General features: G+C 39.9%; 15 protein-coding genes and 1 pseudogene. 6 read left to right on the top strand and 10 right to left on the bottom strand.

The window, feature by feature from the left end:
- Positions 1-229 (bottom strand): annotated as a pseudogene (locus ACM0OT_RS22650) (RNA-guided endonuclease TnpB family protein); the annotation flags it as partial.
- Between the two features lie 227 nt (positions 230-456).
- On the opposite strand from ACM0OT_RS22650, the gene ACM0OT_RS22645 reads away from it, so the two are divergent.
- Positions 457-747: a hypothetical protein gene (locus tag ACM0OT_RS22645; protein ID WP_414566634.1), complete on the top strand. Its 291-nt coding sequence runs from the start codon at positions 457-459 to the stop codon at positions 745-747.
- Positions 748-1,164: a type II toxin-antitoxin system VapC family toxin gene (locus tag ACM0OT_RS22640; RefSeq protein WP_414566633.1), complete on the top strand. Its 417-nt coding sequence runs from the start codon at positions 748-750 to the stop codon at positions 1,162-1,164. It abuts the gene before it with no gap.
- 47 nt (positions 1,165-1,211) lie between these two features.
- Here ACM0OT_RS22640 and ACM0OT_RS22635 read toward each other — a convergent pair whose 3' ends face one another.
- The gene (locus tag ACM0OT_RS22635; protein ID WP_414566632.1) at positions 1,212-2,522 is read right to left on the bottom strand and encodes an aminopeptidase P N-terminal domain-containing protein; all 1,311 of its coding nucleotides are present in this window, start codon (positions 2,520-2,522) and stop codon (positions 1,212-1,214) included.
- 469 nt (positions 2,523-2,991) lie between these two features.
- Between ACM0OT_RS22635 and ACM0OT_RS22630 the strand changes: the two genes are divergently transcribed.
- On the top strand, positions 2,992-4,230 hold the full coding sequence (locus ACM0OT_RS22630) for an FG-GAP repeat domain-containing protein (protein ID WP_414566631.1): 1,239 nt from the start codon (positions 2,992-2,994) through the stop codon (positions 4,228-4,230).
- Between the two features lie 174 nt (positions 4,231-4,404).
- Here the strand turns inward: ACM0OT_RS22630 and ACM0OT_RS22625 are convergent, their stop codons facing one another.
- The 8 genes from ACM0OT_RS22625 to ACM0OT_RS22590 form a co-directional block, all read right to left on the bottom strand.
- Positions 4,405-5,187 carry a peptidylprolyl isomerase gene (locus ACM0OT_RS22625; protein ID WP_414566630.1) on the bottom strand — a complete coding sequence of 261 codons (783 nt, stop codon included), beginning with the start codon at positions 5,185-5,187 and terminating at the stop codon, positions 4,405-4,407.
- 396 nt (positions 5,188-5,583) lie between these two features.
- On the bottom strand, positions 5,584-7,131 hold the full coding sequence (locus ACM0OT_RS22620) for an HlyD family efflux transporter periplasmic adaptor subunit (RefSeq protein ID WP_414566629.1): 1,548 nt from the start codon (positions 7,129-7,131) through the stop codon (positions 5,584-5,586).
- Positions 7,132-7,257: 126 nt separating this feature from the next.
- Positions 7,258-10,305 carry an ABC transporter transmembrane domain-containing protein gene (locus tag ACM0OT_RS22615; RefSeq protein WP_414566628.1) on the bottom strand — a complete coding sequence of 1,016 codons (3,048 nt, stop codon included), beginning with the start codon at positions 10,303-10,305 and terminating at the stop codon, positions 7,258-7,260.
- Positions 10,306-10,326: 21 nt separating this feature from the next.
- Positions 10,327-10,908, bottom strand: a complete 582-nt coding sequence (locus tag ACM0OT_RS22610) for a helix-turn-helix domain-containing protein (protein ID WP_414566627.1) — start codon at positions 10,906-10,908, stop codon at positions 10,327-10,329.
- Between the two features lie 1,282 nt (positions 10,909-12,190).
- Complete coding sequence (locus ACM0OT_RS22605; RefSeq protein ID WP_414566626.1) at positions 12,191-12,940, bottom strand: peptidylprolyl isomerase; 750 nt, start codon at positions 12,938-12,940, stop codon at positions 12,191-12,193.
- Positions 12,941-14,041: 1,101 nt separating this feature from the next.
- Positions 14,042-14,455, bottom strand: a complete 414-nt coding sequence (locus ACM0OT_RS22600; protein ID WP_414566625.1) for a HetP family heterocyst commitment protein — start codon at positions 14,453-14,455, stop codon at positions 14,042-14,044.
- Positions 14,456-16,277: 1,822 nt separating this feature from the next.
- The gene (locus ACM0OT_RS22595; RefSeq protein ID WP_414566635.1) at positions 16,278-18,557 is read right to left on the bottom strand and encodes a peptidase domain-containing ABC transporter; all 2,280 of its coding nucleotides are present in this window, start codon (positions 18,555-18,557) and stop codon (positions 16,278-16,280) included.
- Between the two features lie 1,325 nt (positions 18,558-19,882).
- The gene (locus ACM0OT_RS22590) at positions 19,883-22,294 is read right to left on the bottom strand and encodes a GH116 family glycosyl hydrolase (RefSeq protein ID WP_414566624.1); all 2,412 of its coding nucleotides are present in this window, start codon (positions 22,292-22,294) and stop codon (positions 19,883-19,885) included.
- Between the two features lie 295 nt (positions 22,295-22,589).
- Here ACM0OT_RS22590 and ACM0OT_RS22585 point away from each other — a divergent pair, with 295 nt between their 5' ends.
- The 3 genes from ACM0OT_RS22585 to ACM0OT_RS22575 all read left to right on the top strand — a co-directional run bounded on the left by ACM0OT_RS22585 (position 22,590) and on the right by ACM0OT_RS22575 (position 26,027).
- Positions 22,590-22,757, top strand: a complete 168-nt coding sequence (locus tag ACM0OT_RS22585) for a hypothetical protein (protein ID WP_414566623.1) — start codon at positions 22,590-22,592, stop codon at positions 22,755-22,757.
- Positions 22,758-23,141: 384 nt separating this feature from the next.
- The gene (locus ACM0OT_RS22580) at positions 23,142-23,606 is read left to right on the top strand and encodes a CYTH domain-containing protein (protein WP_414566622.1); all 465 of its coding nucleotides are present in this window, start codon (positions 23,142-23,144) and stop codon (positions 23,604-23,606) included.
- Between the two features lie 264 nt (positions 23,607-23,870).
- Entirely contained in the window at positions 23,871-26,027 is a 2,157-nt protein-coding gene (locus ACM0OT_RS22575; RefSeq protein ID WP_414566621.1) for a CHASE3 domain-containing protein, read from the top strand.
- The last annotated feature ends 62 nt before the right edge of the window (positions 26,028-26,089 follow it).

The following is a 26,089-nucleotide window of genomic DNA, read 5'->3' as shown; positions in this document are numbered from 1 at the left end:
TTTCTGCCATTGCCTGTCTTGCCGTTGAGTTGAGTTTTTTAACCCACGGAAAGTCGGGATTGTCGGCTAGAACTTTGGTGTATTTATTCAAATCGTAACCAGTTTTTACATGACCATCTATCCAGTAGCGCCAGCAAGAATTTTTAACAAAAAGAGCAGTCCTTAAGGCTTCATTTACCTTAAGTGACTGCTCTCTTGTTATCTCTGCTTTTGCTTCGTAGACTATCATTCTTTTGTTTGGTTACTGTTAAGTACAGTACCATTATTTTGTCAAAAACTCAACTACCCTGTTATACTCATTTCGTGACACGAAATATTTTCTAACAGGGTGTTTCGTTTTTAACCGCTATTCATGAGGCAGTGCGGTCTTGGGGGTTTCCCCCATGAGCAACTGCCGTCTCCCGCTAAATGCTGGTGCATTGTAATGGGAGTCTTCTAGCTTGATTAAATAAAATTATGGAAACTATGAAGTTGCGATCGCATATTGGGACTGATGGTATCTTACAAATTCAGACACCCACTGATTTAAAAGATACTTCTGTTGAAGTAGTGGTGGTGATACAACCGTTACCTGAGGACGAAGTTACCATCTCTGAAGAAGCCCAAGTGCAATATAATGCTTGGGGAAAGCCCACAACGAAAAGATCGATCAGTAGTGCAATTGCCAAAATGGAACAACTGCGGCGAGAAGTGGGGTTAGATAAAACTTCCATTCGCTCCATGATAGAAGAAGGGCGAAGATCATAAATGCAGTTTGTTTTGGATTGTTCTGTAGCAATTAGCTGGTGCTTGGTGGATGAAAATAATGATTATGCTAATGCCATATTAGCAATGATGCCGGATGCCGAAGCGTTTGTACCGGGAATTTGGTTTCTGGAGATTGCTAATGTCTTACTGGTAGCGGAACGGCGTAACCGCATGACTAACGAACAATCCGAGATTGCTATTGCTCTGTTACAGTCACTATTAATTCAAGTTGATATAGCTACAGCTACTAACGCATTAGATGCAACATTGACGTTAGGGCGACAGGAAGGTTTAGCAGCGTATGATGCAGCTTATTTAGAATTGGCATTGCGGCTAGGATTACCATTGGCAACTATTGATACTCGGTTAAGAGAAGCGGCTATAAGGTGTGGAGTAGATTTTGTCTGTGTTGATTAGGTATATTTTCTTTGCCTTAGCCGCTTTGTTTCTCTATCCCAGTTGTTTTATCTTTCTACTTCGCTAACTTCCTTGGGAACCCCAGCAGTTAACACTTCATGTCCTGTAGGTGTCACCAAAACATCATCTTCAATGCGAATACCAATACCTACCCAGCGAGGATCTGTTACTGGTTGGTCTTCTGCTAATTTGGTATCGGGGACAATATAAATCCCTGGTTCCACCGTCAGCACTTGACCGGGTTGCAAAATCTGCGGTTTATCTTCACCATGTTGATAAACACCCACATCATGAACATCCAAGCCTAACCAATGGCTGGTACGATGCATATAATAGGGTTTATATTTTTCTTCTTCAATTAACTTGTCAATTTCGCCCTTAAGGATGCCAAGTTCTACTAATCCTTCAGTGATAACTCGTACTGCTGTATCATGAACTGTGTTAAAACTATTGCCTGGCTGTACTTGAGCGATCGCCTGTTTTTGGGCTTCTAAGACAATCTCATATAATGTCTTTTGCTCTGGTGTAAACTTACCACCTACAGGGAAAGTCCTGGTAATATCAGAGTTGTAATAACCATAAGCACAACCGGCATCAATTAGCAGCAATTCTTCATCCTGCATTTGCCGATTGTTCTCGATGTAATGTAATACACAGGCATTGGCACCAGCAGCCACAATGGAAGGATAAGCTGGCCCCATCCCACCCCGTAGCTTAAATATATGTTCTATTTCTGCTTGGACTTCATATTCATAGCGTCCGGGTGCAGTAAATTCCATAGCGCGGTTATGTGCTTCCACAGCAATTGCAGCCGCTTGGCGCATCAACTCTAATTCGGCTTCGCTTTTCACCAACCTCATGCTGTGGAGGATGCTACCAGTATCTTGAATGGCAATTGGCCCTGTACCCCGCTTGGGATAAGTCCGCAGTAAGCTTTGGTAATGTCCGAGAATTTTGTCATTGAAATTGCGATCGCGTCCTAAATGATAATAAATGCGATCGGCTTTTTCCAAGTACTGGGGCAACTTTTCATCTAATTCGGTAATAGGGTAAGCTGCATCTGCACCATAAAATTCTTTGGCTGCATCTACCCCACAAAGATAACCAGTCCAAACTTCCTTTTCTCGATCCTTCGGTTGCACAAACAGCACAAACCGATGTTCTGGGTGATGCGGTGCTAAAACTGCTACTGCTTGCGGTTCATTAAACCCAGTCAGATAGAAAAAATCACTGTCTTGGCGATAAGTGTATTCGACATCGTTGTGCATTACTGCCATTGGCGCACTCCGAAAAATGGCTGTGCTGTTACCAATTTTTGCCATTAATTGTTCGCGACGCTGCCGATATTCTGCTTGCATAGTGAATTAAATTGTCAATTTTAGTATTAGTGTACACTTTTGATAATTAGAGATTATGCCTTTTTGTAACTTCTAATTTAAATTATTTAGGCAAATCCTTATTTTATCTTCAATCATCAATTATGACATATTCATCACTTGATTATTTTAAGTGCGTTATCCGACGACAACAGCCATCTTTTTCTAGCTAGCACTTCTAAATGATTCCTGAAATTATTGGTTGATTCTCTTGGCGTTATTAGCATCTTAGCTGTTTGATAACTTATATCTAAAATCCCAAACAATATAGGCATGTCTTGACATTAGAAAAACAATTTGCTTGCCAAACAAATGTATGGAAAAAAAGATATTTATAAAAACAAAATGTTTATAAGTAAAACATTTAAATCTCAATAAATGTTTTTTGAGTACAGAAGTTAACTAAACCCAAGAGGTAAAACTGAGAAGACAACCAGTCATAAAATACATTATGTTCTCACAGTCAAACTCTTCTGGACTTCAGCAAAAAGTAAAAAGTTCATTTGATGATTCTTTAGCAAAAACCGCATTTTTGTTGGAAGGTTCTTCCATAGGCTTAGACACTACATTACCAATGAATAGTAGTTCTTCATCATTTGGAACTACACCAATACCTCAAGATTTATTTGGAGGAGCCAACCCCAATCCTAATCCTTACTTAACAAGTGCGGCGATTGTACCTGATTTCAATGGTGACGGCAAAACAGATAAACTTTGGGTTAATGCTGAAACTGGTGAAATTGTTGTTCGCTTAATGGATGGTACCAGAGTAGTTGAGCAGGCTTCTTTAGGTCAATTTGACTTATCAGCCATGAGTTATACAATTGCCGATTTCAATGGCGATAGTAAGACTGATTTCTTGTTGCGTAATAACGCTACAGGAGAAAATCGTATTGTGCTAATGGATGGCACCAGAGTTGCTGATACAGTAGCACTGGAAACTGTTGACCCCAACTGGAATGCTAAAATTGGCGATTTTAATGGCGATCGCAAGACCGATATTTTCTGGCATAATGCACAAACTGGTCAAAATGCCATTTGGACGATGGATGGTACTAGAGTTGTAGATGCCACTGTTCTAGAAACCACTGATACAGCATTCGCTCCCACCATTGTTGACTTCAGCGCTGATGGCAGAAGTGACATTTTTTGGCGCAATGAAACCACAGGTGAAAATAAAGCTTGGTTTATGAATGGCACCAACAAAACCGAGTTTGCGCTGCAATCACAAGATGTCGGTTGGGACTTTACTGTTGGTGATTTCAACGGTGACTTAAGAACTGATTTGCTATGGCGCAACGTAGCAACAGGTGAGAACAAGATTTGGACAATGAACGGTATCTTTGCTACTGAAGGTGCCCTACCTACATTAGACTCATCCTGGACATCTTCTATTGGTGATTTCAATGGTGATGGTCAAACTGATATCTTCTGGCGCAATCAGGTAACTGGTGAAAACACTGCTTGGTTGATGAATGGCTCAACAATAGCTACTGAAGCTTTTCTTCCCAGTAATGATCCTACTTTAACGCCATCGTTGGGCGACTTCAACGGTGATGGCAAAACCGACATCTACTGGCGTGATCAACAAGCAGGTGTAGATAGAATTTGGTCTGTGGATGGCACAACAGCCACTGAGTCTTTCGTAGCTGAAGAAGAGAGATTTGGCCCAGAATGGTTCACTGCTTAAAGATTACCGAAAAATAAATTACTCAATGAATGTAGGTTGAGCGATAGTGAAACCCAACAAACCCCGCAAAATGTTGGGTTTCCTTCCATTGCTCCGCAACGCTGACGCGAACAAAGCAACCTACTGAACTGAGATGACTTGAATTTTATCCCTATCCCCTGCTTTAATCGAAAACTAAGCTGGTTTGAGCAGATTTTGTGGTATTAAAGAATTGCTATTCTCTGGAAGATGCGCCACAACTTCTATAGTAGCGATTTGTTGCTGTAACCAATTTGTAAAGAAATCTCCCAGAATTTGCAGACGCAGATTTTCATCTAATTCTGGTTTAATGATTTCCTCAACTGCAATGATATGCACTCCTTTTGGTGTAATTATGGGCTTCAAAATTTGTGGAGGAGTAGCGGCAAAAACTGCGGCTGCTACCTCAGGTCGGAAATCAACACGACGGCGGATTCCCTGGTAGCCACCAGCACGACGAATTTCTGGATGTTGGATGTATTGGCGAGCAATTTCTTGGAAACTGATTTCGCCTTCTTGGAGGGCATAAAATAGTTCTAAAGCCAAATCTTCATCATCTAAAATAACTTCGTAAGTGACGGCTCCAGAATAATTACGTTGATGTGCATAAAAAAATGGTTCAATTTTATCTGCAAATAAATGATTTGCTAATTTGGACGATAACAGGTTAATTTTGGCTATTTCTTCTAATTCATCTAGAGATAGATGATGTTTCTCTAACCAAGCCCAAGTATCTTCGGCTTTGAGCAGTCTGTTAGCTAAACGCAGGTTGTCTGCCGCTTTTTGTAGTTCTTCTGTGGTGATTTCAATTCCTGCTTGATCGGCAGCATCAGCAATGATTTTTTGAGTGGCGATCGCCTCTAACACTCCAGGTATTTGACAAGCTAGTTTTATATAGTAAATAATATCGTCACTAGAAACTTTTAAAATATTTGACATAGTTAAATTCCTCCAATTAACCAACTAACTAGACATTGGTTGCTGATGGTTTACAGACAAATCAGTATTGTATTCATCATCTTCACTTGATATATCTTTTATTGTCTCTATCTGATGATAGTTTTAATATTTAAATTAAAGGTTATTGTATGAGCAACTATTTTTTATTAAGTAGAGCAATAGCAATTACATATTCCCCTCTTTTATCAGCTTTAAAAAAGTATCAAAAGAGGGGCAATATTTAACTTTCGTTGGTAATTAAGGATATTTTTGCCCCTTTCCGCGTCAGAAAGGGGTTGGGGAGAGGTTCATCAAACTTACGTTAAATTTGCGTTCAAAAAGAATCCTAGTCCCTATTTTCTACTCCTAGTTTAAGTTACTATCTTTGAGTGTTGACTACAGTTCCAGACCGCCTTTTTGTAATTTCTTGAACGGATCTAAGATGAAGTCAATGACTCGACGTTGACGAATAATCACCTCTGCGGTTGCTGTTTGACCGGGAGTTAAGGCGATTTGTCTGTTACCAGCTTCCATATAAGGCTGATCTAGGGCGATATCTAACTCATAAGTATTTACGCTACCTTGATTACTAGTTTGAACTTTAGAGTTAGGTGAAATCCAACTAACACGTCCCTCAAGCACTCCATAATCTTGGAAGGGATACGCATCAAATTTGATTTTGACTGGCATTCCCACTTCTAAGAAACCGCTATTTTGACTGGGTATTTGGGCTTTGAGGATTAATTTACTACCCTTAGGTGCTATGTGGGCAACTATTTGTCCTGGTTCCACCACAGGGCCTGGTTTTTGCACAGGCATTTCAAAAATGATGCCATCAATAGGCGATCGCACTATTCGTTGTTGTAGCTGAATCTGCAAAGATTGAATCTGACTTTGAGTTTGGGCTATTTCTGAGTTGATGGTACTAATTTGCCGTTCCATGTCTTTGAGTTGTTCCTGGGTTCTCAGTAGAGCCAGTTTGCCTGCTTGGACGACGCTTTGATAACTGCTTTGCTGTTCTTGGAGGCGTAGTTTAGCTTGTTGAATATCTGCGACAATTTGGCTCATCGTCGCTTGATAACGGCTTGTTTCTTCCCTTAAACGCAGTTGAGCTTGGGTAACTTCAGATTGTGCTTGCAAGTGTAAACGTTGGCTTTCCTCTGCCGTTTTTTCTAGTTCCACAACTTGAATTTGGGGAATTGCACCTTGCTCATATAATTGACGATAGCGGTCAATTTCCGCGAAATCTCGGTTAAAACGACTCTGGACTAACTTTTCGGCAGTTTGGCTAGAATTAATGTTTTGTCTAGCTTGCTCAACTAAAGCCTGTCTTTCTAATCTCTGTAAGTTATAAGCACTTTGTCTAGCATCAAGTTGTTGCTGGGCCTGATTCACTTGAGACAGTTTTTCTAATTCTTGAGCTTGGTTTTGTTGCTCTTGAATGTTAATCGCCAGCATTAATTGGTTTTGCAGTAGCTTGAGTTGCGCTTGGCGATCGCCTAATCCTTTTAGTTGTGTCTTGGCTTGTTGCAACTCTGTTTGCAAAATATCAGAGTCTAATTCCATCAAAACCTGACCGGCTTGCACCGTCGAGCCTTCTTGCACATTCACAGTTTTCACACTCCCAGGAACAGGAATCCCCAATTGATGGGTTGCTCCTTGAGGCTCTAAACGCCCTCTAGCACTACCTGTTTCATCAATTTTGGTGAGCATCGACCAAGGTAAAACGATGGCAGCAAATGCTACCAAAAAGTACAGCATGGAACGTGTCCAGACCCTTGGTAAAGCATCTAACAGTTCTTCTGTACCGTAAAACCAATCATTGGCCTCAGTTGCTACCTGGGTTTGATAATCAACAACAGCACGAGAATCTTCAACCTGGGGAGGCTGATCTTGCTTTGGTATCGCAAGTACAGATGATAAATGTTGAGATAAATTTGGCATGAGTAATTCAACAATTTAATTGCAAGGGAATTGGGACAATTCGTAATTCGTAATTAAAAGTCTCGATTTTGAATTTTGAATTGATTTGTCCCTAGTCCCTAATCACTTCGGATACTTCCCAGGTTTTTAAGTAGTTGGTGCCAGTTGTTGCTGGTTGAGGTAGTAATAATGACCTCTGCTGGCAATTAATTCATCGTGAGTGCCGCTTTCGACAAGTAAGCCACGATCTAAAACCAGGATGAGGTCGGCATGACGCACTGTGGACAGGCGATGGGCAATAATCAAACTTGTGCGCCCTTTGAGAATTGTTTTCAGGTTATTTTGGATAATCCGCTCTGATTCGGCATCGAGGTGGCTGGTTGCTTCGTCTAAAAGTAGTAAGCGCGGATTTCCTAGCAAAGCACGGGCGATGGCTAGACGTTGGCGTTGTCCTCCCGATAACATCCCCCCACCTTCACCAATTTGGGTTTCGTAGCCACTGGGCATGAGTTTGATAAATTCATCTGCTCCTGCTAACCGTGCGGCTTCCATGATTTCTTCTAAGGAGGCTTCTGGATGGGCGATGTTGATGTTTTCGCGGATGGTGCCACCAAACAAAAAGGTATCTTGGTCAACTACACCAATTTGTGAACGTAGCGATCGCAAGGAAATACTAGTCACATCTTGGGCGTCAATTAATACTCTGCCATCTGTCGGCAGATATAGTCCTAAAATCAGTTTGGAGAGGGTAGTTTTCCCGGAACCGCTACGCCCTACCACGGCTACAGTTTGCTCAGGCAGAATTTCAAAACTGAGATTTTCTAGGACATTAATATCACTTTCTGGATGATAGCGAAAAGTGACATTTTCAAATTTAATGTGACCTTCTAATCTAGTGATAAACTGCCGGGGTTTATGGTGTAAGTCTTCTTCTGGTTCGGCTTCTAAAACATCATTAATGCGCTCAGTAGAAATTACTATCTCCTGAAATTGGTTCCACAAAACTACTAATCTTTGAAAAGGACGAATAATATTGCCCAATAACATATTGAAAGCAACTAATTGTCCAATGGTGAGTTCGTTTTGAATTACTAACCAAGCTCCAAACCACAGCAATCCTGTAGTTGCTAAAGTCTCAATGGCGGAGCTAAAAAGTTGCATTTGGTTACTAATTATCTGACCCATAAAGGTTTTCTTGATCACATTGTTCAATAGCTCTTCCCAATGCCAACGCACTGTCTGTTCAATTGCCATTGAGCGAATTGAGCTAATACCTGTGAGGGATTGAATCAGATAACTGTTTTCGCTGGCTGTGGCGTTAAAAGCTTCGCGGTTAATGCGGCGAAAGAACGGTGTGGCGACAACTGCCAGAATAAAAAATGGTGGGACGATGGCTAAACTCAGCAACGCCATTGATGCACTGTACCAAAACATCAATCCCACGTAGATAAAAACGGTCAACAAATCCAATGTGATGGATAACGCTTCTCCGGTGAGAAATCGCTGAATTTTATAGTTTTCTTGGACACGGGAAATAATATCCCCTACATAACGTGACTCAAAAAAAGCTAAAGGTAAACGGAAGGTGTGTTTAATAAAACCCACCAACAAGGCTACGCTAACGCGGTTGGCTGTGTGGTCTAGCAGATATTGTCGCAGTCCGTTCATGACCACACTGAACAAGCCAAATATTAGTAACCCTAAACCCACAGCGTTTAATGTCAGGGTACTTCCCTGCACCACTACCCGGTCTAATAGCAACTGGGTAAATAAAGGTGTAACTAGTCCAAAGATTTGAATTAATACTGAAGCCATAAAGACTTCTAGCAAAACTTTGGAGTGGGGTTTGATTAAATCAAATAACTGCCAAAATTGTGTACTCGTTTCTGCGGTTTCTTTGAGGAGGGCTGTGGGTTGCAATAACAACGCATAACCAGTCCAACCAGTTTTAAATTCTTCATGGGTGAGAGTGCGTTGACTAATGGCAGGATCACCCACAATCACATGTCTTTTGCTGACTTCGTAAACGACGACATAATGTTTGCCTTCCCAGTGGGCGATGGCCGGTAGGGTTTGTTGGGCTAATTTATCTAGGCTGGCTTTTACCGGACGGGTGGTAAAACCAATACTTTCCGCCGCCGTTGTTAAACCCCGTAGTGATGCCCCAGTACGATTAATGTTGGCTAAATCGCGCAGTCGATTGACACTCAAACGCTTGCCCCAATAGCGACTAATCATCACCAAGCAAGCTGCGCCACAATCTGAGGCACTTTGTTGTTCAAAGAAGGGATACCGTTTAGTTAAATGTCCCCACCAATGACCTGCTTTAACTTTGGGACTAGGAAAATAAGCCCGTTTTTGCTTCTTTTGGGGTTCTGGATCTGGTAGGGGTAATTGGCTGATTTTTGTGGAGTTATTTTCTACAGCCAGAGAATTATTGTCAGCATCTTGGCGTTCTTGCAAGTTGGCTAACTGTGTCAATTGGGGCCAGTATTCTATGGCTCTTTGCCAATCAGCATTTCTCAGGCTGTAAACAGTTGATGCTTGTGTCGCTTGCCAACTATCTTGTTGGGGATACACATAGATGTTTCCTGGTGTTAATGTGCGTCCATCAGTGTGTAATAGTTCTCCCTGGTGTAGTAACCAAAGTTTGGTATCTTGAAATAACTCAGATGCAGGTGGGCCACTGTCTAATGTGTGTCGTTCAAATAAAGACAGTGCTTTGAGAACCCCTTCTACAGAGCCGTTGTGAGGAATCAGGGTGCTTTGGCAACATAATAATAGTAAGTCCCACACTTCAGCACGTTGTTTGAGGCGATCGCAGATACTCCCATGTTTGCGGATCACTTCTTGTAACGCGGCTTGGGGAAAATAGGCAAGTTTGAGATTGACAGAAGCTCTAGCGACATAAGGGCTAAACTTGGCTTCGGGAAATAAAGTCAGTTCACCAAAACAGCCTCCGGTTGTCAGGGTGGTGATTAAGTTATTAGAACCATCTAACAGTCTGACTTTACCCTTGAGGACAATATAAATGCCATTAGGCGCGGTTGTGGCTTGCCAAAATTGCTTGGCTACTGGTGGTTCTACGACTTCTACCCCTACCAAGCACCTTTCAATTTCTCGCTCTGATAGCGACTCACCTAAAACTTGGATCAGTTGTTGAGCTAGTTGTTCCTGGGAAAACGCTGATGTCATTACCTGTCCTCCAAGACAAAATTATTTATTGGCCTGAATAAGATTTAATGACCAGTTAAAATTCGGCTCGGAGGTAGATTGCAAATCACAAATCGTAATTCCAGCATCTTTGATTTGGTCAGTTTCCGGTGGGTTGGAACTTTTACGTTTGGTTGATAGTCCCATTTGTTTGAGTAGGCGATTAATGTGGCGATCGCTGATTTGAATGTTAAACTCATTGGCTAAATGTTTGCTTAACCATTGGGCTGTCCAATAGGTAAATGCGTAACCATAATCACGGGGACTATGGCTAACTAATTCCTTTAACCTTGCCAAATATTGATCATTAACAATCTTTGGTCTACCAATTGGGCGCTCATTCCATTTATGTGCTAAACCTGCTTCTGCTAAACCAATCCAGTAGCGTGCCATTTCTTGCGAACAACCTAATATTTCACAGATTTGGCTTTGAGATTTACCCACATCGGCTAATAACATAATTTCAATGCGCCGCCGATATTCTGGTTGTAAATTAGCCTGCAAGCTTTTCAGCAAAGCCTTTTTTTGAAAAGGCGTTAAAAACTTACTTTCTTGCATGTCGTAGTTTTCAAAAGAGTGTGACATAAAAATTACCAATTGCCATTTACTGAAAATGTGGGCAAATTTATCCGTTGCAGCTAGGGCAAAAACCTTGATAAATTAGGTTTTGCCATTACAAAGTTAATCAGCCTTAACAGGCTAACTAAGTATTGAAATGATGCGTGGATAATGCTTGGTGTTTACCCCTAGTACTATGAGGATCTAGGGGATATATACCCGGTTTATACTTGCCTTTTAGCCTCAACATTCCAGCATATTTGTAGCCAGGATGGAAATGAGAGGAGTAATTCAAAAGCTCGCATAAAATCACGGGACTTTTCTATTTTTCCCAGTTGGCAAATTTTTCGTTGAAGAGTGCGCTCCCAAGATAGAAGCACAAATAGTCAATAAGTAGTAGTAAGCAAACCTGACAAAATATGCAGCAAACATAGCTGTTGTCTACTCTCATAAACAGCGATTTCTGGTAAGACACCTTCAACCAGTGAACTAATCACTGATTAACGCCAAAAGTTTGATAGACTTCCCCGCAGCCTGGTTTGATGTTGGTAGTGCTTTCAACCATTGATCTTGGTTGATGATCACAGGGAAGTAATATGGAGTCTTTTGATGACTCCTATTTTGAGGATGTTATTTAACTATGTAATACAAGTTTATAGTTAAACCTCAAAATATTTAGCCTGGTTATGTTTGGATTACCAAAAAGATGCCAAAACGTGTTCCAAACGAATTGGAACTTAGAAGCAGCTAAGGTCAGGTATGAATACAAATCTACTTCCTAGACTAGCTTAAAACTAGCTATTATTTCATCAGCAGATTTCGATAAATCTGGAATTTTTTGGAAAACAAGTTCAACGATCAAGTGACAGTTTTTCACTTTGTTGTCTTAACCTACTGTTCTTCTTTTAGAAATTTTTAGGCATTGAGTCAAGGGTTTTGAGAAAAAACATGAAATCTTTACTCAATATTGATTATATCTTTATTAGAAATTAATGATTAATTTTATCGGTCATAAGTCTGCGGAATTATTAACTTTACTTAAACACAAACTCGTGGCATTTAAGTTTATGTAATCAACCATAATTAGTCAAATATAAATTAAGACTTTATTCCAGATATTTGATTACCAAAAAATCATGATAAGAAATTAACAACAATCCTACATCTATCGCTAGAATGAGAAAAATATGTCTCAAAATCATAGTTCCAAAGCTTACAAGTATCTATCCTGAGAATGAAATTTATTGATTTCATATAATTATGAAAACTATTAGATATCTAAAAAATAATTTGATATGATGTATTGAGTTTATGAAATTTCCCCAGTCTGGGAATTAAGTAAATAATCTAACTCGGTCACTAGCCAATTATGAAACATACTATTGATCAGTTCTTGATATTTTGCCGATGTTAACTCAGCAGGAATAAACTCTTCTACCATCAACAGGTGATAACCTTGCTCGGTTTTTAAAGGCCCTATCAACTGTTTGGGTGGTGTTTGAAATACAAGTGCAGCTATCTCTATTTGCAGCGAAAATCGATACTTGATTCCGGAAAAACCGAATTTTTGTCTAGATAAAGGATGAATATTATAAATATGAGCAGCATCATAAAAACTGATTTCACCATCTTCTATTTGATAATAAATTTCTTGAGCCAGTTTTTCAGAATCAACAATAATTTGATAAAGAATAACTTGCTCAAACTCCAAACGCTTCTGCATAAATAACTGTTCTATTTCTTGAGAAAATAATGCCTGAGATAGTTTTTGTGCTAATAGGCGATCGCTAATTCCCATTTCCCAGTCGCTAGGAGTGATTAATTGGTCAGTTAACCATGCTAGGGTGTCTGTCGCTTTCTCTAAGCGCTGTTCCCGTCGTTGGCGATTAGCTTCAGCTTCAATTTCTTCATTGGTAACAATTATTCCTTTTTCTGCGGCTACCCGCCAGATAATTTTATTAAATAATATTTTTTTATATACTTCCCTAAAATTCATTTCTTTTTTTAGGAAGTCGATAATTTCTTCTGATGTAATCACTATTTTAGAAAGGTCACTCATGGGTGATAGGGGCTAGAGGATATTTAGTAGTCGGTGTTGATTTTTGATATAGCAATCCTAAATCATATCTGAAAAAACTTCAGCCCCACAAAATCTGGATACTGTGGGCGAAGCCTACCCTACTGGATTGACACAGCTAAAATCGTGTATTAGATATAAATTTTTTGTGCAGTAATTTAGTCGTGTCACGCCACTACGTGTAATGCAAAAATTACATAGGAGTCCTATAACTTGCTGACGCAGGTAAGGTAATAAGCCTCAGACTATTCAAGTTGTATTGAGTTTTTAAGCGCATAGGACAGGATACACCAACAAACATCAAACAGGATTCCTATAGTTACTAAAATTCACTAAAAACTATAAAAAAACTGGAAGCTGTTCAAATGTTTGAGCTTCCAGTATTAGCTATATAAATTGTAAGCTTATCAAGCATAAATAATCCTAGTTGGGAGAAGAGGATTATTATGTTAGCCAAAAAGCGTAAGAGCTATAAGTTCTATCAGCCATAACAACGATTAATTTGTCACGTTTCTTTTTCCACTGGTGTTAATACTGTTACATATAAGTGGTTCAAGCTCAAATAACATTAACTTCAGTTAAGAATCTTTATCCAGTTTACCCACGTCTGAAAACTTGATAACAGGCATTCAAAATTAGGATGGCGGGGAGACGCTACCTAACTTATTCTGCTTAAATTCTCTAGGAAAAAGAACCACCAATAGCAACGTTAGAATCGTTAGTTTTGGGTTAGGAGTTATTTACTCCCTAAAATATTGACTGCTTCAGCAATAGCAATCAATTAGAGGTGTCTCATAATCAGATAATGTTTGATTTTATCGTTGTAAATGAATTTTGCTTCAAACACCTCTTGTTGAGTAGTTATTTATAATTTATCTGATTTTAGGGAATAATATTTGCCATTTTGGCAGATTTTGGCAATTATTTTCGTCATTAGTTGCAATATTTTTAAGTAGATAGACCAAGCTGTAGGGAGACAGCTATGTTCCCTACAACTGTAAAGCAGAATCTATCGATGCAATAGATTTTTTAATTGAATTCACAACTGTTGCCAGATAAATTTTGAGTGCTTCCCGGTTTTAATTAAGATGCTAAGGTTTGAGAGTCTTGTTTTGACTGCACTGAGTAATTATCCATACCAGCACCACGAATTTCTGCCTTTTGTTTTCCTACCACTTCCAGATACGCCAGGTCTTTGATTTTACTTAAACAACTGGTGGAAGCCTGAGAATGCGGTTTTTGGTTAATTGATGGTTTAGCAGCATTCTTATTTTCGTGATGCTGTTGATGTGTTCTGTTTTGGGTATTTTCTTTAAGTAGTCGGTTATAAGTGCGGTAGGGAATGTAATGCAAAGGATTATAACCAACTATGCGTAGCATTAAAACACATGCCCAGGAATACTTTCCAGCAAGAATTGCTTCCACTATTTGGTCAAATTGTTGAGGATTCATGGCTTTGTTGAAGTTGCTACTAATTCCAGGAATATCTTGATTCATAGTGTTAGTTGTTGTTGTTGATGAAACTGGCTGAGTTTCGTTAGTTATTAGGGTTACTGTTGGCTGTTAATTACTTAGTGAGTCCAAAAAACATATTAGATATGGAGCGGATGTTGAGCAAATTTACTAGCTACATCCACAACTGTGTACAAAAATCTTTTTAGATAGTAGTAAAAATAAAAATCATAGAGCTTCATCTCTAACCTTCCTCCTTGACGTGAGGTTGCAACTGCATTTGACCTGATGATTCTTTCCATGAGCTGACTTTTAATGAAAAACTTGACTGTGTTTAATCAAGTCTGTTTGCTGCTGTGCCGTAGTTTTTGAGACTGCCTGCGGTGCTAATAGAAGTAGCCATCACTGCTGATTGTTCATTTGTAACTTTTGCTTGGCAGCGAAATAACGGTATAAAATTCACATTTTGTATGGAATTTGACTAACAGAAACAAGTCTTTATTTGGCTCGCGGTAGATGCAGTTTTTACCTATTTTGAAAGATTGAAACCCTAGTTTAATTTTTGACCTGATAACTTTATTGTATATTTTTTGGCTCTAAAATCAAGGTATTTCTAGAGAAATCTATTTGTTTTAGGCTAGGAGATAAAAACTGTTGTTCCCAGAACATTAATGACTACTTTAGTATTTATACTACGTTTTATCTTTAATGTCATCAGCTATTCTAACATGATCATAAATTAAATTTACTGAAGATTTTTCCGGATTCCTAGTATGCTGTGCAACTTTGGTTTTCGTCCCCTTTTTACTAAGTAATGGGGGGTGAAACCCCTCAGTAACTCCGCATTTGAGGCTTTATCTTTTATCAGTATACTAGAAAATTTTACCACTCAATGAGTTAATCAATAACTAATAAAAACAACAAGATAAATATCATTAAAACGTCAAATCAATAGGTTTGAGGTTGAGTTATTGAAAATTATTTTTACCTGATACGCATTGTTTAAGTGGGTTAATGCGGCTAAATTGCTTAACATTCAAGTGTTCTAGACATAGTATGGCTAGTAACTCTACGGCAAAATGGTTTTGTATCTTGTCAAATATTCAGCAATGCTTTATGGTATGTATCGTTACTTTTTAATTAGTACCAATATAATTTGGGGTAAAAATATAGCAGGTCTTAATCAAAAATTTAGAATTGCGATGCTCTACTAATTTTTTTAAGCCACAAAAATCACCTATAGTCTGTAGGGTATAAGATGCTGTAGGTTAAAGTACCTTGAATGGTTAACGGTGCGTTGCGCTACGCGACAATACACCCTACATGGAAATTTATTATATTAATCAGCTAGAAATATTAGCGCTGTCTTAATGCTTATAGAATAGGCTTTTTACTGATTTATAATTGTGGCTCTATCTCCACTAGGGGCTAGGGGCTAGAGGAGTACAGACTTGAAAGTTTCTGGATGTCCTGGTTTTTATGATTAAATTAACGTGAATTAGACGGAACCTAACCCCAACCCCTTCCCTAAAAGGGAAGGGGCAAAAAGTGTCTCATGTGGTACGAAATAATCAGCTTTTTAAGCCTCTAACGCCACTTGCTACAAGTCGGCAAAGCCGCCCAAAGCAGTGGCTCCTCCTTGCAGGGGAGAGGAATGGAGAGGGGTAATTTCCAGCTTATCGAACTCACGTTAATTTATTTCCTAACCTACACTTATGAGGCAACTGCTGATATTATGACATCAGCTTTTTAGAGGGGCTTTACACCCTACTCTGCGAGAAGATTCTTTGGCACGTCTGCGGTGATAAACACAGGTATACCCGTAGGACTTTATAAAAGACTTACTACAAGCCTTTATTTACATTTGTCATTGCAGTTGGGCTAAGTGGTGATAAAGACTAGCTGTGGCCATTAATTGTTGATGAGTGCCTTGTTCCACTAAAACACCTCTGTCTAGGACGAATATACAGTCAGCATGACGGACGCTAGAGAGACGATGAGAAATGATAAAAGTAGTACGATCGCTATTGAACCGGGTTAAGTTTTTTTGTAGACAGCGTTCTGACTCTGCATCTAGACCGCTAGTAGCTTCATCCAAAACCAAAATCCGGGGATTCCTAATTAATGCCCTGGCGATGGCAATTTTTTGTTTTTGTCCACTAGATAACATCATCCCTCGTTCTCCGACTTTGGTGTCATACCCCAAAGGCAATGATTGAATAAAGCTGTGTGCTTCTGCTACTTTGGCAGAGGCGATCGCCTGTTCTAAACTAAACTCTGAACTATACAGGGTAATATTTTCTAAAATGGTTCCAGAAAATAAACAACACTCCTGGGGTACCAAAATTAATTGACTGCGTAACGACTGCGGCGAAACTAGGGCAATATCTTGTCCATCAATTAATATCCGGCCTGTGTCGGGACGATATAAACCAGCCAGCAAATTCATTAATGTACTTTTACCCGAACCACTGCGACCGATAATACCAATAGTCTGCTGGGGTTGCACCTGAAAAGAAATATTGTGCAAGGTGTTGTGATATTTACCAGGGTTGTATCCAAAAGAAACATTTTCAAAATGGACTTCACCGCGAATTGTGGGCATTACCAGTAAAGGTGTGGGGGAATTATCTTCTGGTTGGGAAGCAAAAATATCTGCCAATTTCTCTAGAGAAATCTGAATTTCTGGTAACTCATGCCAAAAATTCACCAATGCCAACACTGCCATTGTGATATTACTAATAAGTAAATTAAAAGCGATAAACTTACCCAGGGATATTTGCCCATTAATCACCATATTGACACCGAACCACAAAACTAAGGTACTGCCAATTTGATTGATCAAACCCCTAATTAATTGCCAATTACTAGCTAACTTTCTACCCCGTAACCGCACCTTGAGCATTTTCTGAAAACGCTCTTCCCAATGCATTTGCACAGGATACTCAGATGCTGTGGTTTTGACTGTGACAATGCCAGTCATTATTTCCAGCATTGCAGAATTATGTCCTGCTGATTCTTTGAGAATTTCCTGGGCAGCTTTTTTCAGAGATGGCGTTGTGGCGAGAGTCAAAATCACGATTAATAACAGCCAAACCAGCACCACACAAGTTAATTGCCAGTTGTAATAAGTAATCAACCCTAGATAAATTACTACCATGAAAACGTCGATAATGGCGCTGATAGTTTGTCGGGTGAGAAACAACTGAATTTTGCTGTTTTCTGGAACACGGCTGAGAATGTCTTCAACTTGGCGCGATGCAAAAAATTGCAATGGTAACTGCAAAGTGTAGTTGATAAAACTACCAATCAAATTCAAGTCGATGCGGTTAGCAATATACTCCAAGAGGTATTGACGCTGTGCTGTTAAGACAGTGCGCCAGATGCCTAAACCCAGAAAGCTGAGAACAAAAATATTTAGGGTTTCAAAATCTTGTCGGGGAATTATTTGGTCAATAACTATTTGGGTAAATAAAGGCATTGCTAACCCAAATAATTGCACCAAGATTAAAGAAAGAATAATCGGCCCAATTAATTTTCGGTAATTCCACAAAGTATCACCATAGCGACCCCAAGAAACTTTTTCGCTTTTGAGGGTGTGAAAACGCTCAGTGGGATTTAATAGTAAAGCATACCCTGTCCAACTGGCGATAAATTCTGGACGTGATATCCATTGTTTACCTAAAGCTGGGTCAGAAATCAACAAGCGATCGCTTTTAACTTTCCAGACAACTATATAGTGCATTCCTTGCCAGTGGGCAATCCAAGGATGGGCATAAGTATCGAACTTATCTAAACTTGCTCTTACTGGTAGCACATCATATCCTAAGGTTTCCGCTGCTGCGGCTAAGTCCTGGAGAGATGCACCCATGCGGTCTACTTGGGCTAAATTCCGCAGAGTATAGAGGCGCAAGTACTTACCCCAATATTGGCTAATCATTGCCAAACACGCCGCACCACAATCTGATGAACTTTGTTGTTGAATAAATGGATAGTCACGCCAAGACTTAGTTTTTGATGGTAGCTGGTTATCTGTTTCCAGAAAATCAATTTCTACAATCTCTGCTAAAGGTTCTTTTGGAGAAGGGTAGATAGTTTCTGTACTAGTTTCTGATGGCGCCGGAAGTGGTATTTGGGCAACTTCCAAGACTTCTGCGACTGGTTCACCCTGACCAGCCAATAACTGCGGTGCGATCGCCCTGACTGTTTCCCAGTGTGTTGGAGATAGGTGGTAAACTAACAAATCAGTTTGGGCAATACCATCATTCGGTGTGGTATCGGCATATCCCCAGCTATCTCCTATCTGTTGTGAACCTGCAATTTTGCCACTTACCAACCAAAAATGCCCCTTTACTAGTGCAGTGACTTCTGCTAAGGATGAGCCAGCCGTGATCTTAGTGGCTACAAAGTAGGGTAGCAATTCACGCACAGTTTTACTGGTAAGCGATCGCAACTCAGTATAAGTTTTAAAGAAAATTAATGCTTGCTGTTCACCTGTGAAGTGCTGTAAATAACTTTCGAGACTAGGTAAACGCTCTAACCACTGTTTTAAATCAGCAATAGCTATGCTTGCTACATAACCAGCACTCGCGGCGATCGCCCGGTATGGTAAAGGTTGATGACAAAATAAATGATCTGCCCCAAAAGTTTGTTTTGCTAATATTAATTGTGTCGAAACTTCCCGCTTTAGAGTCACATCAAAACTCAACAAACGCACACGACCTTGACAGACAAAATGTAGAAAACTGTCTTCATTGAGAGCAGAACTACTCAATTCATCACCCAGTTTAAACTCACGCATCATCCAATATTGGCTAAACTCTGATGCGAGACTTATATCCCCTACAATTATCTGCACAAGTTTGAGGATAGCCGCTTCTCGAGTAGGAGATTGCTCGTTGCTCATATCTTGGTTCATATCTCCTTGAACTCTGAACGACAAAGAGGGGTTCATGATTTAACTTCTGGTTTGTTTCTAAAATGTTTAATTATCAATTTGAACAATCAATTAGTTAATGGCAAACATCAGCCCATTAATATTAGTAATATTTATGGCTAGCATTAATAATATTTTTATTAAACAATGCAGTTTTAATCTGTCAGTATTTAAAATCTTTTTTAACCCTAGTTACATTTTCCTGGGGTTATTGATACACCCGGAAAATAAAATTAAAAATCTCGAAGTTTCCCAGTTTTAGGCGCAATACCCATCAGAACGGCAACTTTCAAGCATTTGTGTCAGTTATTATGTATCTTTGATTACAAATTTTTCTATGGTAGACGCAATTTTTAATCACCCCAAATCCTTCACAAGTAGTGGACTGACAAGCCTAAAATGGTGTGATAGATATAACTCTTGTAGTGTAAGCATATTGCCTGCACCGGACGGGCGAGACGCCCATCCTACAAGATAAATTTAATGCAACATTTTAGCTGTGTCAGTCCACTAGAGTCAAAAACCGGATTTATATATCATTTAATACATAATTCTCGGTAAATTGCCCAAATCGCCATGGCCCGCAAATAAGTACTAGCGCGGAAAGTTCCAGAGGCGGTAATAGCTTCAGGTGTGCGGAATTGTAGCCCATTGTCATAAATTTGCTCCACCACAGCGCCCGTTAACTGCAAAGCTTCATCCTTCATCCCCATCTGTACGAGAAATGCGGCTAGTCCGAAGTTAATTCCTGTCCAAACTTCCAGCGGATGGGTAGCTTTGGGGTTTTCTGGTGAACCGTCGGGACGAACACCGTTAGCAGCACCAAATTGACCATTGCAGAACTTGAGGAAGCAAGCATGATAAACAGTTTTTACAGCAGATAAGGCGCGATCGCTTGGTACAATATCCGGCAATCCCAACAATCTGGCATAAAATTGACCACACAATTGATCCGCCATCACCACATCAGAACCGCTGTGACTATCCAAACGGTAATATTCACCATTCCACAGCTTTTCTTGGTAGATAGGGCGCGACTGTTCCAACCAAACCTGATAAATTGATACTAACTTCTCAATGTTTTCCGTAGCTTTGTGGTTCGTTAACAAAACCTTACCAATAGCGATAGCCGCCTCCAAAGCCGCCAACCACAACCCCCCACAATAAGCACTCACACCCTGTAAACGCCAATCATCAAAGGTTTGGTCAGGTGCGCCAGAATTTTCGGGAATGCCATCGTTATCTAAATCGAAAGTTTTCAGATAGCTGAGAGTTTGGGCGATCGCCTCCCAACAGTCTGCTAAAAATTGCACATCATCTGCACCAGTAAGCAAAAAATCTCGGTATACTTGCAATACAAAATCACTACCCAAATCTTTCCATAAGTTGCAGTCTTGATAGCAGGTGTAGTTGGTTTTTTCCCATACATGTTCATTAGGTGCGCCCAAATCATGGGGCGTTGCACCTGCAACTTTGCGTGGTGCTGTTGTCGTTTCTGCCCCAATGGTGTAGTAATAGCCAATCACCCGCTGATGATCATCACTGTGGGGAATCGCCCTCGCAAACGCCCGCATCACCGACTTTTCCAGTTCCGGAAACAGCATTAACAGCCCAAAGGAACCATACAACCGCACATCTAAACTTTCATACCAGCGATAATCTAAGCACTCCAACACCGCAAACTGCCCAATGGGGTCAAGTTCTGATGCTGCACTCCAGAGAGTACCACCACTAGTTAAGTCATACAATTCATTAAATAGTGCCATCTTGAACCAATTGGGTAAATCTTCCCGTTCCAGAATCGGCTGTTGCCAACGTTGGATTTGTTGTTGCCAACTTTGGTATTGTTCTAAAGCAGTAGAAGCGATCGCCCAAGCCTGATTACCACCTTGACCAAAAAAGTCTGTATATCTGCGGTAGTAATTAATTCCGGCGGCAAATTCTGTTACCGGGAAGTCCCAAGCCAGTACGAAGGGAATGGCTAAACTTTCCCCTGGTTGGACAGTAAAACGCACTGCGATCGCCGCCCCAATTTGTGTATTTTCTAATGCCGGATTGACATCTTGATAATTAGGCAAAGAACCATCAGCAGCAAAGCTTGACCAGATATCTTCCCCCGTGCCCGCAGGATTCCAGCGAGTATGATGAAATACTTCCACACCGGGATGGTTAATTGTGGCAATACACCAACTGCCATCACCCTCTGCTACTGATTCATCTCTATCAACCCGACCTAAAATGCAACCAACATGTTGGATATTATCAACTAAATAATTGTAATTATCTTGACTTTCACCTAAACGCGGTTGATATTCATAAACCGGACTACCATCATCCCGAATTTGCACCTGGGGTGATTTCAAAGCATTAGTGAACCAGCCCACCATATTTTGCCAAGTGAGCATAATACTCAGAGTAATTGGTGCATCTGTGGGATTGTGAGCATTCCAGACAAACATAGCCACAGGATAGCTAGTTTCTTGATAATTATGGGCCCAGATAGGCGAAAACTGCTCACAAGTTAACTGGGCTTGCAAGACGTTTTCGTAGACAAACCAACTACGCGGGTATAAGGCGTGATAAGTTCCTGTCTGTTGTGTAGCTGTGGATGCTGGATACCATTGCCAACTTGCCAGACTTCCATTTGTCGGCGATTCCGTAGACAAAGCATAAGCTTGAGAACCTGTGTGATGGGATTCAAATACACTGAATTGGCAAGCAGGAATATTTTGGAAAGTATGTTCACCACCGTCAATGTGCCACAGGTTAAAGTCTCCCCGGGAAGACCGACCGATACAACCTGCACCAAAGCCACCTAAAGGCATTCCATGCCAGGGTCCGTCATCAATGTTACTCGCGTAGCGGACAGTATAGGGCTTGTCCCAACCTAAACCAATGGGACGGCTCCAAGTGCAAGAGGGAATTACGGAAGAGGGCTGATTTGTCATCGCCTAAGTTTACAGCGTGCGGTTACGCTAAGGAAGCTTAACTCGATGTGTCAATTTTCTCAAGCAATTTGGTAAGGAATATGAATTAAATAACATGCAAGTCTAGTTTTTAATTAAGATTGACTGGAAAATTTTTCCTGATTGTGCTGCGTCAGGTAACTATCATATGGCGTATGTGGTTGACTGTTTCACAACTAATATTTTTGCTAGAATATATTCAAAGCTTCGTGGAATCTTCTCTTCGTAAACTTCCTGCGCTTGTAGAAATTACCATCAACTTACCAAACTAAAGATTATGAACCGCTTCACCTCAGAATTGTTTGTAGGTTGGCAGGAATCTGTCTCATCTCTGGCTATTGCTCAGAAAACTGATACTGCTCAACGCCTACCTATCACTAACTATGTGGATAATGGTGTACTTAACTTTGACCGTGGATCTGGTCGTATTGGATGCGGTTATTAAGTTGGTTTTCACTTGATTAAGTTAAATGTTCTCTCATTGTCAATATTCATGAGGGAAATTAAACAGTGCGATCGCCAATACTCTGTTCTGGCAATCTGATGAGCAGCTAGAATCATTAAGAGCGATCGCACTAAATCATAAATTCTATCTCCAGTTATTTGCTAGTCGATAACTGGTAATATTTTTATGTAGACAGCAGAGCTAGACTTATTATAAAATTTTACCAATTTTAAACTTTTAACAGGATCTAAAATATCTTAAAATCAAGAATTTAGTTGCTAAAAAGATTAAAATTTTTCCTTGAATATACAAACTTCTTCATCTAGATGAGGTGATTTCCTCTAGCCTCTAGCCCCTAGTCCCTATTAAATAATAATTAAAAAAATGGCAAAAGAAATAGAACGTAAATTTTTAGTCAAAGGAGATGGTTGGCGAGAATTAGCTAAGGGAAGTATATATCGTCAGGGATATATAGCTACTCAAGACAAAGTTACTGTACGTGTGCGGATCATCGGAGAACAAGGTTACTTGACAATTAAAGGGCCTGTTGTCAATGTGACTCGATTAGAATTTGAGTACCCGATTCCTGTGGTAGATGCTCAAATAATGCTTGATACATTATGCCGTCGTCCTTTTATCGAAAAAATTAGATACAAAATAGAGTGGGGCGGCTTGATTTGGGAAATAGACGAGTTTGACGGTGTGAATAAAGGTTTGATTTTAGCAGAAGTCGAACTCAGTGATGCTAACCAAGTGTTTGAAGTGCCCACGTGGATTGGGCAAGAAGTTTCCCACGACTATCGATATTTTAACAGCAACTTGGTAACACACCCGTTTTCTCAATGGTAGTTATTACGTAGGTACGGGTACTACAAATGAAGTCATTAGACCTGTATCTCGGAGACACCGAGCTTCTCATTTCTCAAACATAGTTTACAAAGTCATTGGCTGTTTTTAAAGATATGTAGTGTATCAAGTAGCAGGTTACCAACCAGTTGTATCATTTAATTCAGACTTATCTCTTGCCTGTTCATCCAGGCCACAGAGGTTTGTCACTAGTCACCTGCTATTAGTACTCAACCGAATGAGATGCATAAACAGTCAGGAAAATTTGTGGCGAGTGGTTTTACTTTGGCACTATTACTACTGTGTGGTGTGAGTTTAATTTCCTATTTTAGTATCCAAAGATTGAATCAGGAAAAAAAATGGGTAATTCATACTTATGAAGTTATAAACACCTTAGATGAAATCAGGGCTAGTCTTAGTGATGCCAAAAGTGGAAGCAATAGTTATATTCTGACTGGCAATGTAGGTTACCGAAAAACTTATCAAGACGAGAAACAAAAAGTATCTCAATTACTGCAAGCTGTGCGGCAATTAACTAGTGACAATCTTGAGCAACAAAGCCGATTACATCAACTTGAACCTTTAATTGACCAGCAACTAGTTTTGCTTGACCAATCAATAAATTTATTTGAGCAAAATAATTTAAATGCAGCCAATGAACTAGCTTTTAGTCAACCAGGTATAGAGGCTAATCAACAACTTCAAACAATCAGCCAGTCTATAAAAAATGAGGAAAAAATTGTATTACAAAAACGGGCAGCACTTACAGATTCTCTAACTCAGCAAATTATCATTGTGATCAGTTTAGGTTATGGTTTAAGTATTATTCTGCTAATAGTTGTTTATACACTCCTCCGCCAGCAAATTCGGATTAATCAAACATTATCTGAAGAAGCTATTGCGGTGGAACAGCAAGCTGCAAAAGCGAAACTGGCAAATATTTTAGAAACTGTGACAGATGCCTTTGTTGCCCTAGATCACAATTGGTGTTATACCTACATCAATCAGAAAGCCGGACAACTTTTCAACCGTAATCCTACTGATTTGATTGGCAAAAACATCTGGGAAGAATTCCCCGAAGGTGTGGGACAAAAGTTTTATCACAACTATTATCAAGCTGTGGCAGAACAACGAGTAATTCAAATGGAGGAATATTATCCACCGTGGAATCGCTGGTTTGAAAATCGCATCTATCCATCCCCAGAGGGGCTATCAATTTTCTTTCAAGATATCACTCGCCGTAAATTGGCAGAAATTACCCTAGAAAAGAATGAAAGACGCTATCGCTCACTAGTAATTGCTACTTCTCAAGCTATTTGGATTACTGATGCTCACGGTACTGTGGTAGAAGATATTCCATCTTGGAGAGATTTGACTGGGCAAAGTGAGTTAGAAGTCCAAGGGTGGGGACGACTGGATGCAATTCATCCCGAAGATAGAGAGTTAACACAGTTATTGTGGAATCAGTCCCTGGAAACCAAAAGTCTTTATCAGATTGAATATCGTGTGCGAGTGGCTGATGGTAGTTATCGCTTTTTTGCCGCCCGTGCAGTTCCCGTTTTAGATACTAATGGTGAAGTTCAAGAATGGGTTGGTGCTAACACTGATATCACTAACCGTAAACTAGCGGAGGAAGCACTAAAACAGGCTAAAGCAGAACTAGAAATTAAAGTTGAGGAACGAACAGCAGAATTACAAAATTTGAATCAGGAGTTAAAACGCTCTAACCAAGAATTAGAACAGTTTGCTTATGTCGCTTCCCACGATTTGCAAGAACCATTAAGAGCCGTGACAGGCTATAGCCAACTGTTAGGACAAGAATATCAAGAACTTTTTGATGAATCTGCTCAAGAATACTTTGCTTACATTGTTGATGGAGCAAAGCGGATGCAGCAATTAATTCAAGACTTGTTGACTTATTCGCGTGTGGCAACTCGTGGGCAAGAATTTTCCCATGTTGACTGCAATGCTGTACTCAATATAGCTCTTAGTAATTTACATGTAGCGATCGCCCAAAGCAATGCCATCATTACTCACGATCCTTTACCTGAAATCCTTGCAGATAAAACTCAACTAATACAGTTATTTCAAAATCTCATCGGCAACGCTATTAAGTTTCGCAAACAAGAACCACCACAAATTTACATTAGCGCAGTTAAAAAAGATCACGGAGATGGAGAAGAATTTTCCCAGTCCCCAACCTGGCTATTCTCAGTCAAAGATAATGGCATTGGTATCAAACCCCAGTATCTTGAGCGTATTTTTGAGGTGTTTCGACGCCTGCATACTCGACGAGAATTTTCCGGAACAGGTATTGGTTTAGCCATCTGCAAAAAAATTGTCGAGCGGCATCATGGTCAAATTTGGGCTGAATCTCAGCCGGGAGTGGGAACAATTTTTTATATTACCTTGAATGATAATTAAGTTATTTTATTAAAGCATGAGCCTTGTATGCATTTAATAACCCTCTAGTAACCATTTAATAA

The organism is Anabaena sp. CCY 9613 (assembly GCF_963920895.1).
Taxonomy (GTDB): domain Bacteria; phylum Cyanobacteriota; class Cyanobacteriia; order Cyanobacteriales; family Nostocaceae; genus Cyanocohniella.
Note: the sequence above shows the minus strand (reverse complement) of the source record. Positions and strands in the feature narration are given on the sequence as shown.